Below are 14,434 nucleotides of genomic sequence, written 5' to 3' on the forward strand. Positions count from 1 at the left end.
GAGTGTGATGCGCGTTTGGCTGCTAGACCGTGAACCCCAACGCCCGCAGCTGCTCGCGACCGTCGTCCGTGATCTTGTCCGGTCCCCACGGCGGCATCCAGACCCAGTTGATCTCCAGGTCGGTGCACAATCCGCTGTTGACCAGGGCGCCACGGGACTGGTCCTCGATGACGTCGGTCAGCGGACATGCCGCCGAGGTGAGCGTCATGTCGATCTTGGCGACCGCGTCGTCGGTGACCTCGATGCCGTAGACCAGGCCGAGGTCGACGACGTTGATGCCGAGTTCGGGGTCGACGACGTCGCGCATCGCCTCTTCGACATCTTCGAGTTGAGGCAGCGACGTGTTCGGCGCCTCCGGGGTGGTCGTTTCCTCGCTCATGCTGACTCCTTTGCGTCGACCGTCTGAGACAACGCGTCCTTGAAGGCCATCCATCCCAGCAGAGCACATTTCACCCGTGCCGGGTACTTGCTGACTCCGGCGAAGGCGATGCCGTCGCCGATCATGTCCTCGTCACCCTCATCCGCCCCGCGTGAGGTCATCATCGTGTTGAACGACTCCACCATCGCCAGGGCGTGATCGACCGGCTCGCCGACGAGTTGGTCGTACAGCACCGAGGTGGCGGCCTGAGAGATCGAACAACCCTGACCGTCGTAAGAGATGTCGTCGACGGTGGTCCCATCCGCCGAAACCGAGACCCGCAACGTGACCTCGTCACCGCAGGTCGGGTTGACGTGATGTACCTCGGCGCCGAACGGCTCCCGCAGTCCACGGCCGTGCGGGTGCTTGTAATGATCCAGGATCACTTCCTGGTACATCTGCTCCATCCGCATCAGCGCACCCCGAAGAAGCTCTGCGCCTTCACGATGGCGTCGGCGAGCACATCGATCTCGGCGAGCGTGTTGTAGGCCGCAAACGAGGCGCGCGCGCTCGCCGCCACGCCGAACCGGCGGTGCAGTGGCCACGCACAGTGGTGGCCGACGCGGATCGCCACGCCCTCGTCGTCGAGGATCTGTCCGAGATCGTGCGCGTGCACACCCTCGGTCAGAAAGGCGACGGCTCCCCCGCGATGCTCGGCTTCCGTCGGTCCGACGATGCGCAGACCCTCGATCTCCCCGAGGCGTTGCAACGCATACTCGGTGAGACGATGTTCATGTGCCGCAATGGCATCCATGCCGATCGCGTTGAGATAGTCCACGGCCGCACCGAGCCCGACGACCTGCGAGGTCATCGGCACCCCGGCCTCGAAGCGTTGTGGTGCCGGCGCATAGGTCGACGACTCCATGGTCACCATCTCGATCATCGATCCGCCGGTGACGAAGGGCGGCAGCGACTCGAGGAGCTCCGGCTTGCCGTAGAGCACACCGACACCCGACGGGCCGAACATCTTGTGGCCGGAGAAGGCCGCGAAGTCCACGTCCAACGCGGAGAAGTCCACCGGTGCATGCGGCACCGACTGGCACGCATCGAGCACCACACGCGCTCCGACGGCGCGTGCGCGGCGCACGAGTTCGTCGACGTCGGCAACCGCACCGGTCACATTGGACTGGTGAGTGAACGAGACGATCTTGACGGTCTCGTCGAGTTCCAGCGAATCCAGATCGATCCGGCCGTCATCGGTCACCCCGTACCACTTCAAGGTGGCACCGGTACGACGGCACAACTCTTGCCAGGGAACGAGGTTGGCGTGGTGTTCGAGCTCGGTGATCACCACGGTGTCCCCGGGACCCAGTGTGTGTCCACCGAGCACCGCGGCCGAGCGGTCGTCGCCGAGTGTGTAGGCGACGAGATTGATCGCCTCGGTCGCGTTCTTGGTGAACACGATGGTGTCCGGGGTGGCGCCGACGAAGCCCGCGATGGTGGCGCGGGCCGCCTCGTAGGCGTCCGTGGCCTCCTCCGCGAGCTGATGCGCCCCACGGTGGACCGCCGCGTTGTGGGTCGTGAGGAACTCACGTTCGGCGTCGAGAACCTGAACGGGGCGTTGCGATGTCGCACCCGAGTCCAGGTAGACCAGCGGCTTTCCGTCCCGCACGGTGCGCGACAGTATCGGGAAATCGGCACGCAGACGGTCGACGTCGACAGGTTGCGACACCACACCGGTTGAGAGCGTCACGACAACACCTCCTTGACCGATATCAGCCTGCGGCGGCCGCCGAGGTGAACCGGACGTAACCGTTCTCTTCGAGTTCGTCGGCGAGCTCGGGTCCGCCGGACTCGACGACCCGCCCGTTGACGAACACATGCACGTAGTCGGGCTTGATGTAGCGCAGGATTCGCGTGTAGTGGGTGATGAGCAGGACGCCGCCGTGCTCTTCTTCCTTGTATCGGTTCACGCCGTCACTCACGACCCGCAGGGCGTCGACGTCGAGGCCGGAGTCGGTCTCGTCGAGGATCGCGATCCTGGGCTTCAGCAGATCGAGCTGCAGAATCTCGTGGCGCTTCTTCTCACCACCGGAGAAGCCCTCGTTGACGCTGCGCTCGGAGAACGACGGATCGATGTCGAGCGCGGTCATGGCCTCCTTGGTCTCCTTGACCCAGTGGCGAAGCTTCGGCGCCTCACCCCGCACGGCGGTGGCGGCAGTGCGCAGGAAGTTCGACATGGAGACGCCCGGTACCTCGACCGGGTACTGCATTGCGAGGAACAGCCCGGCGCGAGCGCGCTCGTCGACGCTCATCTCGAGGACGTCTTCGCCGTCGAGTGTGATCGAGCCCTGCGTCACCTCGTACTTGGGGTGACCGGCGATCGCATAGGACAGCGTCGACTTCCCGGAGCCGTTGGGGCCCATGATGGCGTGGGTCTCGTCGGAAGACACCGTGAGGTCGACACCCTTGAGGATGTGGATGGGCTCGGCGTCGGTGTCGGTCTGCGCGACGTCGACGTGGAGGTCGCGGATTTCCAGTGTGGTCATGTGGTGTGTTTCTTTCTAGGGCTGGTGATCTCGATCTCGATACGTCCTCGGCTAGCGCCTCGGACTACTCGATCAACGGGTGGGTCTCGGCTGGCGCCTCGGACTACTCGATCAGCGGGTGGTGCCTCGGCTGGCGACTACTCGATCAGCGAGAGGTTGGTCGATCGTCAGGCGCCGGCGAGTTCGAGTTCTTCCTCGATGGCGGCCTCCAGTCGTTCGCGCAGGTCCGGCACGCCGATCTTGGCGATGACCTCGCCGAAGAATCCGCGGATCACCAGGCGCCGCGCCTGGTCCTCCGGGATGCCTCGGGCCTGCAGGTAGAACAGATGCTCATCGTCGAAACGGCCGGTGGCGCTGGCATGTCCGGCGCCGACGATCTCGCCGGTCTCGATCTCGAGGTTCGGCACCGAGTCGGCGCGGGCGTTGTCGGTCAGCACCAGGTTGCGATTGAGCTCGAAGGTGTCGGTTCCCTCGGCCGCCGGGCGGATCAGTACGTCACCGATCCACACGGTGTGCGCTTCGCGCGTCCGGTCGCCGGTCGTATCACCTTGCAGCGCACCCTTGTAGACCACATTCGAGCGGCAGTGCGGCTGGCTGTGGTCGACGAGCAGGCGCTGTTCGAGGTGCTGGCCGGCGTCGGCGAAGTACAGGCCCCACAACTCGACGTCGCCGCCCGGACCGTCGTAGTGCACGACCGGGGACAGTCGAACGAGGTTGCCGCCGAGGCTGATCGCGAAGTGCCGGATGGTCGCGTCGCGACCGGCCCGCACATGATGAGCGGCGACGTGCACGGCGTCGTCTTCCCAGTCGTGCACGTTGACCACGGTGAGCGATGCCTGGTCGCCGACGACGAACTCGACATTCTCGGCGTAGGTGCCGCTGCCCTTCTGGTCGAGGACCACGACTGCACGGGCGAACGGTTCGAGCCGGATCTGGGTGTGACCGAAGGCCACCTCGTCGACACCGGGCCCGGTCACGGTCAGCGTGATCGGGTCGGTGTGATCGACCTCCTTGCCGACGGTCACCACGGTCGCCTGGGTGAACGAGGTGTACGCCTGAGCTGCGATGCGGTCGAACGGGACGCCGCCGTCGCCGAGCCGTGCGTCGTCACGACCCACGGTCTCGACCGTGACGCCGTCGCCGGCACCGGCGACCGTGACGTCGGCCTCGGCGGTGCGGACGGCCTTGCCGTCGTGCAGGCCGCGCAGACGGCGGAACGGGGTGAACCGCCACACCTCCTCGCGCGGGCTGGGCACCTCGAACGCGTTGACGTCGAACGAGGTGAACATCTCACCCTTGTTGACGGCCATAGCCGTCGACCCGGGCGTTCCGGCAGCGTTGCCGGTCGTCGGAATAGTCGGATCGGCCATCAGCCGACGGCTCCTTCCATCTGCAGTTCGATGAGGCGGTTGAGTTCGAGGGCGTACTCCATCGGGAGTTCCTTGGCGATCGGCTCGACGAATCCGCGCACCACCATCGCCATCGCCTCGTCCTCGGTGAGACCGCGGCTCATCAGGTAGAAGAGCTGATCGTCACTCACCTTGGACACGGTTGCCTCGTGCCCCATGGTCACGTCGTCCTCACGGATGTCGACGTACGGATAGGTGTCGCTGCGCGAGATCGTGTCGACCAGCAGCGCATCGCATTTCACCGTGGACCGACTGCCGTGGGCACCGTTGTTGACCTTGATAAGGCCGCGGTACGAGGCTCGCCCACCGCCGCGGGCAACGGACTTGGAGACGATGTTGCTCGACGTGTTCGGCGCCAGGTGCACCATCTTGGAACCGGTGTCCTGGTGCTGCCCCTCGCCGGCGAACGCCACCGAGAGCACCTCACCCTTGGCGTGCTCACCGGTCAGCCAGACGGCGGGGTACTTCATGGTGACCTTGGAACCGATGTTGCCGTCGATCCACTCCATGGTGGCGCCGGCCTCGGCCTTGGCGCGCTTGGTGACCAGGTTGTAGACGTTGTTCGACCAGTTCTGGATGGTCGTGTAGCGGCAGCGTCCGCCCTTCTTGACGATGATCTCGACGACTGCCGAGTGCAGCGAGTCGGTCTTGTAGATCGGCGCGGTGCAGCCCTCGACGTAGTGCACGTAGGCGCCTTCGTCGACGATGATCAGGGTCCGCTCGAACTGACCCATGTTCTCGGTGTTGATCCGGAAGTAGGCCTGCAGCGGGATGTCGACGTGGACGCCCGGCGGGACGTAGATGAACGAGCCGCCCGACCACACCGCGGTGTTGAGCGCGGAGAACTTGTTGTCGCCGGCCGGGATGACCGAGCCGAAGTACTCCTGGAAGATCTCCGGATGCTCCTTGAGCCCGGTGTCGGTGTCCATGAAGATGACGCCCTGGGCCTCGAGGTCCTCACGGATCTGGTGGTAGACCACCTCGGACTCGTACTGAGCGGCGACACCGGCGACGAGACGCTGCTTTTCCGCCTCCGGGATGCCCAGCTTGTCGTAGGTGTTCTTGATGTCCTCGGGCAGGTCGTCCCAGCTCGCGGCCTGCTTCTCGGTGGAGCGGACGAAGTACTTGATGTTGTCGAAGTCGATCCCGTCGAGCTCGGCACCCCAGTGCGGCATCGGCTTGCGATCGAAGATGCGCAGGGCCTTGAGCCGCTGCTCGAGCATCCACTCCGGCTCGTTCTTCTTGCCGGAGATGTCGGCGACCACGGCATCGGACAGACCGCGCTGCGCGCTGGCGCCGGCGACGTCCGAATCGGCCCAGCCGTAGCCGTAGTTGCCGAGCGACGCGATGGTCTCCTCTTGGGTCAGCGGAGCAGGCTTCGTCGGTGTTCCGGTATCGGTTGCGGTCGGGTCGGTCACTGTCATCGCGAGGCCTTTCGACTCGTCTTCTTCGTGGCGGCGGATGCGGGCTGTGCATCGCCGGTGATCGTCAGGGTGAGTCCCGACGGACTCTGTGTCCCGCTCGGCGGCGGGTGGAGCGGCACGTGGGTGGTGCAGGCGCAGTCGCCGTTGGCGATGGTCGCCAGCCGCTGCACATGCGTCCCGAGTAGCTCGGTGAACACCGCTGTCTCGGCCTCACAGAGTTCCGGGAACTCCGCGGCGACGTGGGCGACCGGGCAGTGATGCTGACAGATCTGCATCCCGGTGCCCACCTCACGGGTGTTGGCCGAGAAGCCTGCACTGGTCAGCGCGTCGGCGATCTCATTGACCGTGTCGGCGACCGAAGCCGGATCCTGTGCGGGTGTGACGTCGGCGACGATCTCCTCGACGCGGTCGCGGGCGAACTCCTCGACCGCGGCCTCGCCACCGACCGCACGAAGCTTGCGCATCGCGGCGCCGGCGAGATCATCGTAGGCGTGTCGCATCTTGCCGCGCCCGGTGGCGGTGAGCTGGAACCACTTGGCCGGGCGGCCCCGACCCCGCTGACCGCGACGTCCGAACCCCGACGACGAGGTCTCGACGTCGCCGATCTCGGCCAGCGCGTCGAGGTGCCGTCGCACACCTGCCGCGCTGATCCCGAGCCGGTCGGCGATCTCGGTCGCGGTGAGCGGACCATCCTCTACCAGTAGCGAAACCACGGCGGCACGGGTCTGCCCGTCATGGTGACCGGCAGCGGCTACTCCCCCATCCGAGGGGCCGGCATGCGCGCCTGATGGCAGCGCTGTATCGCTCCTCATGGTTTTCACAACACAAGTGTGACGTAATTGATTCCGGCATGCCAGCAAGGGTCCCCTTAGTGTGGCCGGACCGACGCGCGCGCATGGCGGCTCCACGGGCAGTTCCCGGCCGATTAGAGTCGTGGCGTGCCAGACACCACAGTGACGGGTGGTCGGGCCCGCTCGCTGAACTCCCGCCTGCGAGATATGGCGGAGTACCTCGGCCTGCGCCGGGCCGGCCCGCAACGCGACAATGACGACGTCGAGGTCGACGACACCGAACGCCGCGGCGACTACGGCCGGGCCGTTGCTCGTCTGCACGACGACGAGCGTGAGGTCGGCCCGCTCAACGACGCCGAGAACCGGCGGCTCTTCCGTATCAAGCTGTTCGGCGCCACCGGCTCGGTGCTCCTGCTGATCGGCTCGCTCGGAACCGGCGCGATCCCCGTGCTGCAGAACCCGGTCGCGGGAATGCGGGTGCTCTCGCTGCCCTCGCGGATGTGGAGCACCGCGCTCACGTTGTCGATCGGCGGCACGATCATGCTCGTCGTCGCGTGGCTGTTGATCGGGCGATTCGCCGTCGGACGCTTCGGCGTCGAGGTCCTGCACGGACGCAGTCCCGAGCGGCGGATGACCCGAAGGCAGGCCGACCGCACCCTGATGTTGTGGATCGCGCCGATCATCGTCGCCCCGCCGCTGCTGTCCAAGGACATCTATTCGTATCTGGCGCAGAGTGCGATCGCCTTCCGGGGGATGGACCCGTATGTGATCAGTCCCGTCCGGGGGCTCGGCGTGGACCATGTACTGACCCGCTCGGTACCGAATCTGTGGCGCGACACCCCGGCCCCCTACGGCCCGCTGTTCCTGTGGCTGGGCAAGGGCATCACCGCGATCACCGGGGAGAACATCACCGCGGCGATCTTCCTGCACCGCCTGCTCGCCCTGGTGGGCATCGCATTGATCGTGTGGGCGCTGCCGCGACTGGCGCGCCGATGCGGGGTGTCCTCGGTGGCGGCGCTGTGGCTCGGCGCGATGAACCCGCTGGTGATCCTGCACCTCGTCGGCGGCATCCACAACGAGGCCCTGATGCTGGGCATGATGCTCGTCGGCCTGGAACTCAGTTTCCGGGCCATCTACGGCGAACATCGATTACGCAGACCCGGATCGTTGTGGCCGTCGTCATCCGGCTGGATTCTGATCGCCGGTGCTGCGGTGATCTCCGCGTCGGCGATGGTGAAGGTGACGTCGATGCTGGCGCTGGGCTTCGTGGGGATTGCGCTCGCCCAACGGTGGGGCGCCACCCTGCCGGCCCTCCGGCATGCGCCGATTCGCCAATGGTGGGATCGGTCGCGCCGATCAGTCGCCGCGTTGGCGGCCTCTGCCGCTTCCCTGGCCGGTGTGCTCGGTGTGGTCATGGTCGGGATCTGCGTGGGTACCGGCCTCGGCTTCGGTTGGACCAGCACGCTGTCCACCGGCGACGTCGTCCGATCCTGGATGTCGATGCCCACGCTGCTCTCGGTGACGACCGGCCGGATCGGCGTCACCCTCGGACTCGGCGATCAGACCCAGGCCATCCTGGAGGTCGGTCGACCGCTCGGTCAGTTGATCGCCGCCGCATTCATCATCCGCTGGATGCTGGCCTGCCTCGCCGGCCGACTGCACCCACTCGGCGCACTCGGTGTGTCAATGGCCACAGTCGTGGTGTTCTTTCCGTTCGTCCAGGCCTGGTACCTGCTGTGGGCAGTCATCCCGCTCGCTGCGTGGGCGACCCGCCCGTGGTTCCGCATCACGACCATCGCGGTATCGGCCATCATCGCCATCGTGGTGATGCCGACCAGCTCGAACACCAGCGGAGTGGTTCTCGCGCAAGGCCTTCTGGCCGGTGTGATCATGGTCGCGGTGATGACCGCGCTCTTCTTCGAGGATCTGCCCATCCAACGCTGGTGGCGAGCGAAACGAGGACGGCAACCCAGCCGCGACGATGCGCACGCAGGCTGAGCGCACCGCCCGGCCGGCCCCGCCGCAATTTTTGGCGCGCGGCCCCCGCCGCATAGTCTGGCCAGTGTGCACGGCACGACGACGCGGGAGCGGTACCACGGCGATGATCGACGAGATGATCATCGACCGACCGACGGACGCGCCGTGACCGACAGCGTCGTCACCTCGCGGGCATTAGAGGTATCCGGCCTGGTCAAACGCTATGGCGGACGCACGGCAGTGGACGGCCTCGACCTCGAACTCGCCGCCGGATCGATCTTGGCCCTGCTCGGTCCCAACGGCGCCGGTAAGACCACCACCGTCGAGATCTGCGAGGGGTTCCTCACCCCGGACGCCGGGTCGGTCCGAGTGCTCGGTCTGGACCCGATCGCCGACAACGATGCCCTCCGCCGCCGCATCGGCGTGATGCTGCAGGGCGGCGGTGCATACCCAGGTGCGCGCGCCGAAGAAATGCTCCGGCTGTGCGCGGCCTACAGCGCCGACCCGATCGACCCGCGGTGGTTGCTCGATGTCCTCGGCCTGGCCGAGTCCGCGCGCACCCCGTTCCGCCGCCTGTCCGGCGGCCAGCAGCAGCGGCTCTCGTTGGCGTGTGCCATCGTCGGCAGGCCGGAACTGGTGTTCCTCGACGAGCCGACCGCGGGCCTGGACGCCCATGCGCGGATCCTCGTGTGGGAGCTGATCGACCGTCTGCGCAGCGATGGGGTGTCGGTGTTGCTGACCACCCACCTGATGGACGAGGCCGAGGAGCTGGCCGACGACGTCGTGATCATCGACAACGGCCGCGTGGTGGCGTCAGGCACGCCGGCCGACCTCACCAGCCGCGGCGCCGAGAACGAGCTCCGCTTCTCCGCTCCCCGCGGACTCGACATGTCGTTGCTGCTGCTCGCGCTTCCCGAGGACTATCTCTGCACGGAAACCGCACCCGGCAGCTACCTGGTCCGTGGGCCCGTCACACCGCAGGTGCTGGCAACGGTGACGGCCTGGTGCGCGAAGATCGACGTGCTCGCCACCGACCTGCGGGTGGAGACACGCAGCCTCTCCGACGTCTTCCTGGATCTCACCGGGCGGGCACTGCGCTCATGACCGCACCCGTCAACCGGTTCGCACCCGGCACGTTCGCCCCCCGCCCGCGCGCGGCGTCCCTGCCGGCGATCCTGCTCGCGCAGTCCCGGATGGAACTGACGCTGTTGCTGCGCAACGGTGAGCAGCTCCTGCTCACCATGTTCATCCCGATCACCCTGCTCGTCGGCCTGTGTCTCCTCCCGATCGACACCGACCTCGGCGCGTCCAACGCCGAACGGGCCACCACTTTCGTCCCGGCGATCATGACGGTCGCGGTGATGTCGACCGCGTTCACCGGGCAAGCGATCGCGCTGGGTTTCGACCGCCGATACGGGGCGCTCAAACGATTGGGTGCGACTCCGATCCCCCGTTGGGGGATCATCGCGGGCAAATCGATCGCCGTCGTTCTCGTCGTCGCCCTGCAGGCGGTGACCCTCGGCGGCATCGGCCTCGCGTTCGGGTGGCGGCCGTCCGCGCTGGGCATCGTTCTCGGGGCGCTCGTCATCGCGATCGGTACGGTCACCTTCTCCGCGCTCGGGCTGTTGCTCGGTGGCACGCTCAAGGCCGAGGTGGTCCTGGCACTGGGCAATCTGCTGTGGTTCGCCCTCGTGGGTGTCGGCAGTCTCGTGGTCATGGCCGAACGAGTCCCCGATGCGGTGCTGTGGATCGCCCGTTGCCTGCCGTCGGGGGCCCTGACCGAGGCGTTGGGCCGGGCGACCGAAGGGTCGGTCGATCTTTTCGGCATAGGTGTGTTGCTGGCATGGGCGGCCGTCGCCGCCGTGCTCGCAGTGAGGTGGTTCAAGTTCGAATGACAACGTCCAAGACGCGGTCGACACCGCAGGACGCAGACAGTCCGGCCGACCGGTCGGGCCGGTTCTCCCGCGTGCCCGGATTCGGGACGCCGTCCGCCCGCTTCGTCTGGCTCTGGAGTATCGCGCTGCTGGTCGCCAACGTCGGCATCGTCGCCACCGGCGGCGCCGTGCGGCTCACCGGGTCCGGCCTCGGCTGTCCCACCTGGCCGCGCTGCACCGACGACTCGTTCGTGCCGCACGGCGAGCTGGGCCTGCACGGGGCGATCGAGTTCGGCAACCGGCTGCTCACGTTCGTCCTCATCGTCGTCGCCATCGCGACATTCGTCGCCGTGGTGCGATATGCCTCGGCGACGCGACGCGATCGCTGGCTCACCGCGCTCATCGCCCTCGGCATCCCCTTCCAGGGCGTGATCGGCGGGATCACCGTGCTCACCCAGCTCAATCCCTGGGTGGTCTCGCTGCACTTCGTGCTGTCGATGATCCTGGTGTCGGCTGCGACGGTGCTCGTCTATCGGCTCCGTCCCCATCCCCGGGCGGCGCCGCCTGCGGACTCGGCCTCGAGGCTCGGCCGGCGCCTTGCGTGGCTGCAGTACGCGGTGACGTGGGCTGTGGTCTATCTCGGCACCATCGTGACCGGTTCGGGTCCGCATGCCGGGGACGCCGACGCTCCGCGGAACGGACTGGCCCCCGACAATGCCACGCAACTGCACACCGACGGCGTGTTCCTGCTGATCGGCCTGGCCATCGCGATCGCCGTGGTCACCCATCTGCTGCGGATGCCGGAGAAGCGGACCGCCCACATCATCCTGGGCATCATCGCCGTCCAGGGCCTCATCGGCGTCGTCCAGTACAACACCGGCCTGCCGATTGCATTGGTGATCGCGCACATGACGATCAGCGCGGCGATGATCATCGCGGTGACCTGGATGGTTGTCGAGTTCGGCAACCGCGCACACTCGGCCGACGGAGACGACGACGCAGAGGTGTCGGCGACCGCGGGCTCGCTACGGACCGAACGCGCGCCGCGAGGTCGGTGATCCGCCCGCCGACCGGCCAGAGACCTACAGGATCGAACGGTTGCGGGGCTTCGGGAAACGCTTCTGCTTGGCGACCCAGCCGGCCATCTTCCGGTAATGCGCCGGCGAGACGTTCGCTGCCGACGTGAGGTCACGATCCCACTCCGCGGTCTGCAGACCCTCCACCGCCTCGACGACCGCCTCGGCCACCGCGTTGTCGGCGACCACTTGATCACCGAGGATGCCGCCGCTCTCTCCGACGAGCGTGATGCGCACGCCCGCATCGCCGATCGGCTGCAGCACTGCCTTCGCGGAACCGCCTTCCCGGTCAATGAAGCTCGTGATGGCGGCAACCACACCACTGGGCACCTCTACTGCCGGCGCGGGAGTATCGACGGATTCGGGTGCGGTCTGCTCGCTCATGGTGCACGAGCATACCGGTGGCGCGACGAGCCGGTTCGAACCGCTCCCACCGCCGCGGCCCCGGTCGACGGGGACCGTTTTACCCGCCGCCGCATGCGGTAGAACAGTGCCATGCGCGCAATCCAGGTGGTTCGGCACGGCGGACCCGACGTCCTCGACTACGGCACCGTCGACGACCCGATTCCTGCCCCCGGTGAGGTCATCGTCCGGACGTCGGCGATCGGGGTGAACTTCATCGACACGTACCTGCGCCGCGGCCTCTACCCCTCGGTGCCGCCCTACATTCCGGGCGCCGAGGGCGCCGGCGAGGTGGTCACGGTCGGGGCCGAGGTCGACAACGTGCAGGTCGGACAGCGGGTGTGCTGGGTGGACGCTCCGGGAAGTTACGCGGAGCTGGTCGCGGTCCCGGCCGCGCGCGCGATCCCGGTTCCCGACGGTGTCGCCGACGACGTCGCGGGGTCGGCCATGCTGCGAGGACTCACCGCGCACTACCTCCTCGACGGCAGTGCTCACCCGGCAGCCGGGGATACCGTGCTCATCCATGCGGGCGCCGGCGGTGTCGGGCTGATCCTGACCCAGCTCGCGAAGCGTCGCGGGCTACGGGTGATCACCACCGTGTCCAATGACGAGAAGGCCGAGTTGTCGGAGTCCGCGGGTGCCGACCATGTCCTGCGGTACAGCGACACGCTGGCCGAAGAGGTGCGCTCCCTCACCGATGGGCGCGGTGTCGCGGTGGTCTACGACGGTGTCGGTGCCGACACCTTCGAGCAGTCACTCGCGTCGACCGCGGTCCGCGGCACGATCGTGCTGTTCGGTGCGTCGTCGGGTCCCGTTCCGCCGTTCGATCTGCAGCGGCTCAACCCGGCCGGGTCGTTGTCGGTGACACGGCCCACCCTCGGCCACTTCATCGCCGAGCCGGACGAACTGCGGTGGCGGGCCGCGGAGTTCCTCGGTGCGATCACGGACGGGGCCATCGATGTGCGGGTCGGCCAACATTTCCGTCTCGCCGACGCAGCCGAGGCTCACATCGCCCTGGAATCCCGCGCGACCACGGGCGCCACCGTGCTCGACCCGTCCTGATTCCCGCTGCCGAACCGCTGCCTGAGGAGCCCGCGACGAAGGAGCGTGCGTCACGAAGGCCCCCACGTACGCATGGGTCACAGAACAGGACCGAGGTGGATCAGAAGTAACTGGTGACCAGCGGCAGATTGACCACGGCATCGATGGCCAGGCCGCAGAACAGGATCGCCAGGTACTCGTTGGACTGCAGGAAGATCTTCAGCGGCGCGACCTCTGCGCCCGCGCGGGTCTCCTTGTAGAGCTTCTGCACACGGCTGGCGAACCAGCCGCCCGATGCCACCGCGACCGCCGCGTAGATCCAGCTGGTGCCGGCGATCAGGACGAGCGAACTGATGACGGTCGCCCACGTGTAGTAGACCATCTGCCGCGTGACGCGTTCCTCGGTCGCGATCACCGGCAGCATGGGGACGCCGGCCGCCCGGTAGTCCTCCTTGTAGCGCATGGCCAGCGCCCAGGTGTGCGGCGGTGTCCAGAAGAAGATGACGAGGAACAGCACAATCGGCTGCCAGCCGATGGTCCCGGTCACCGCGGCCCACCCGACCAGAGTCGGCATGCAGCCGGCAGCACCGCCCCACACCACGTTCTGCCAGGTGCGGCGTTTCAGGATCATCGTGTAGACGCCGACGTAGAACGCGATCGTCGCGGTGACCAGCAACGCGCTGAGCAGGTTGGCCGCCGTCCAGAGGACCGCGAACGAACCGATCCACAGCAGGATGCCGAAGATCAGCGCGCTCCGGGTCGAGACGGCGTGACGTGCCAGCGGTCGGCGCGCGGTGCGCTTCATCTTCTGGTCGATGTCGGCGTCGGCGACCATGTTGAGGGTATTCGCGCTGCCGGCGCCCAGCCAGCCACCGAGCAGGGTCGCCGCGATGAGAGCGATGTCGACGCGCCCGCGGTCGGCCTGCAGCATGACCGGGATCGTCGCGACCAAGAGCAGTTCGATCACGCGGGGCTTGGTCAGCGCGACGTATGCGAGCACCGTGGCCTTCGACCGCGACAGTAACGAGTCTCCGCTGGTCGTCGTCATCGTCTCGGTCGAGCCATGGGTACCGCGGGATGCGGCGGACAGATCTCCGCTCACACGTTCCCCACTTCTCACGGCCTCTCCTCGTCTGCCCCGGCTCTGTCGGAACGGCAGATCGAAGACGACGGCGTCGAACACGACGGCGCAGAACACGACAACGCAGAACGCGACATAGGGCTACTACAGAGCATGGTAGACGGTGGGTTCCTGGATCGAAGAATCGAGTCCTGACCCCTGTTCGGTGTCACTCGACGCGCGACGGCGCATCGCACGCGACTACTCTGGAGGCCGTGGCTGCCGTATCCCCCATCGGTGATCGACAGCGCGCGGCTGCACCGGGACCGATGGTCCGCAGCGACCCTGGCACCGGAGCCGCAAGCATCACACTCTCGAGCACACTGTGGACTCGTACATACTGTGGATTGCACGAACAGACGACCCGCGATCGCACTGACCGACCGGGCGCTCGCACCGACTAGGCACAGGAG

At 67.1% G+C, this 14,434-nt stretch carries 14 protein-coding genes; 5 read left to right on the forward strand and 9 right to left on the reverse strand.

What is annotated here, in order from left to right; all coding sequences use genetic code 11:
* Positions 1–22: 22 nt before the first annotated feature.
* From VZC37_RS08620 to VZC37_RS08650, 7 genes are all read right to left on the reverse strand, one after another.
* Entirely contained in the window at positions 23–379 is a 357-nt protein-coding gene (locus VZC37_RS08620; RefSeq protein ID WP_330432055.1) for a metal-sulfur cluster assembly factor, read from the reverse strand.
* The gene (gene sufU / locus VZC37_RS08625) at positions 376–831 is read right to left on the reverse strand and encodes a Fe-S cluster assembly sulfur transfer protein SufU (RefSeq protein ID WP_330432056.1); all 456 of its coding nucleotides are present in this window, start codon (positions 829–831) and stop codon (positions 376–378) included. The genes VZC37_RS08620 and sufU overlap by 4 nt, the downstream gene beginning before the upstream one ends.
* Entirely contained in the window at positions 831–2,111 is a 1,281-nt protein-coding gene (locus VZC37_RS08630) for a cysteine desulfurase (RefSeq protein ID WP_330432057.1), read from the reverse strand. The genes sufU and VZC37_RS08630 overlap by 1 nt, the downstream gene beginning before the upstream one ends.
* A gap of 22 nt (positions 2,112–2,133) precedes the next feature.
* On the reverse strand, positions 2,134–2,907 hold the full coding sequence (sufC, locus tag VZC37_RS08635; protein WP_330432058.1) for a Fe-S cluster assembly ATPase SufC: 774 nt from the start codon (positions 2,905–2,907) through the stop codon (positions 2,134–2,136).
* 167 nt (positions 2,908–3,074) lie between these two features.
* Positions 3,075–4,277, reverse strand: coding sequence for a Fe-S cluster assembly protein SufD (gene sufD / locus VZC37_RS08640; RefSeq protein WP_330432059.1), 1,203 nt, complete (start codon positions 4,275–4,277; stop codon positions 3,075–3,077).
* On the reverse strand, positions 4,277–5,740 hold the full coding sequence (gene sufB / locus VZC37_RS08645; protein ID WP_330432060.1) for a Fe-S cluster assembly protein SufB: 1,464 nt from the start codon (positions 5,738–5,740) through the stop codon (positions 4,277–4,279). The genes sufD and sufB overlap by 1 nt, the downstream gene beginning before the upstream one ends.
* Positions 5,737–6,552: a helix-turn-helix transcriptional regulator gene (locus VZC37_RS08650; RefSeq protein ID WP_330432061.1), complete on the reverse strand. Its 816-nt coding sequence runs from the start codon at positions 6,550–6,552 to the stop codon at positions 5,737–5,739. Before VZC37_RS08650 ends, sufB begins: the two co-directional genes overlap by 4 nt.
* Positions 6,553–6,738: 186 nt before the next feature.
* Between VZC37_RS08650 and mptB the strand changes: the two genes are divergently transcribed.
* The 4 genes from mptB (at position 6,739) to VZC37_RS08670 (ending at position 11,440) form a co-directional block, all read left to right on the forward strand.
* Complete coding sequence (mptB, locus tag VZC37_RS08655) at positions 6,739–8,529, forward strand: polyprenol phosphomannose-dependent alpha 1,6 mannosyltransferase MptB (RefSeq protein ID WP_330432492.1); 1,791 nt, start codon at positions 6,739–6,741, stop codon at positions 8,527–8,529.
* A gap of 144 nt (positions 8,530–8,673) precedes the next feature.
* Complete coding sequence (locus VZC37_RS08660; protein ID WP_330432062.1) at positions 8,674–9,612, forward strand: ABC transporter ATP-binding protein; 939 nt, start codon at positions 8,674–8,676, stop codon at positions 9,610–9,612.
* Positions 9,609–10,403, forward strand: a complete 795-nt coding sequence (locus VZC37_RS08665) for an ABC transporter permease (protein WP_330432063.1) — start codon at positions 9,609–9,611, stop codon at positions 10,401–10,403. Before VZC37_RS08660 ends, VZC37_RS08665 begins: the two co-directional genes overlap by 4 nt.
* Positions 10,400–11,440 carry a COX15/CtaA family protein gene (locus VZC37_RS08670; RefSeq protein ID WP_330432064.1) on the forward strand — a complete coding sequence of 347 codons (1,041 nt, stop codon included), beginning with the start codon at positions 10,400–10,402 and terminating at the stop codon, positions 11,438–11,440. The genes VZC37_RS08665 and VZC37_RS08670 overlap by 4 nt, the downstream gene beginning before the upstream one ends.
* A 24-nt stretch (positions 11,441–11,464) precedes the next feature.
* Here VZC37_RS08670 and VZC37_RS08675 read toward each other — a convergent pair whose 3' ends face one another.
* The gene (locus VZC37_RS08675) at positions 11,465–11,842 is read right to left on the reverse strand and encodes a hypothetical protein (RefSeq protein ID WP_330432065.1); all 378 of its coding nucleotides are present in this window, start codon (positions 11,840–11,842) and stop codon (positions 11,465–11,467) included.
* Positions 11,843–11,953: 111 nt separating this feature from the next.
* Between VZC37_RS08675 and VZC37_RS08680 the strand changes: the two genes are divergently transcribed.
* Positions 11,954–12,922: a quinone oxidoreductase family protein gene (locus VZC37_RS08680; protein WP_330432066.1), complete on the forward strand. Its 969-nt coding sequence runs from the start codon at positions 11,954–11,956 to the stop codon at positions 12,920–12,922.
* 100 nt (positions 12,923–13,022) lie between these two features.
* On the opposite strand, the gene VZC37_RS08685 is transcribed toward VZC37_RS08680, so the two are convergent.
* The gene (locus VZC37_RS08685) at positions 13,023–13,949 is read right to left on the reverse strand and encodes a heme o synthase (protein WP_431309383.1); all 927 of its coding nucleotides are present in this window, start codon (positions 13,947–13,949) and stop codon (positions 13,023–13,025) included.
* Positions 13,950–14,434 lie beyond the last annotated feature (485 nt).

Source organism: Gordonia sesuvii (assembly GCF_036350415.1).
Taxonomy (GTDB): Bacteria; Actinomycetota; Actinomycetes; order Mycobacteriales; family Mycobacteriaceae; genus Gordonia; species Gordonia sesuvii.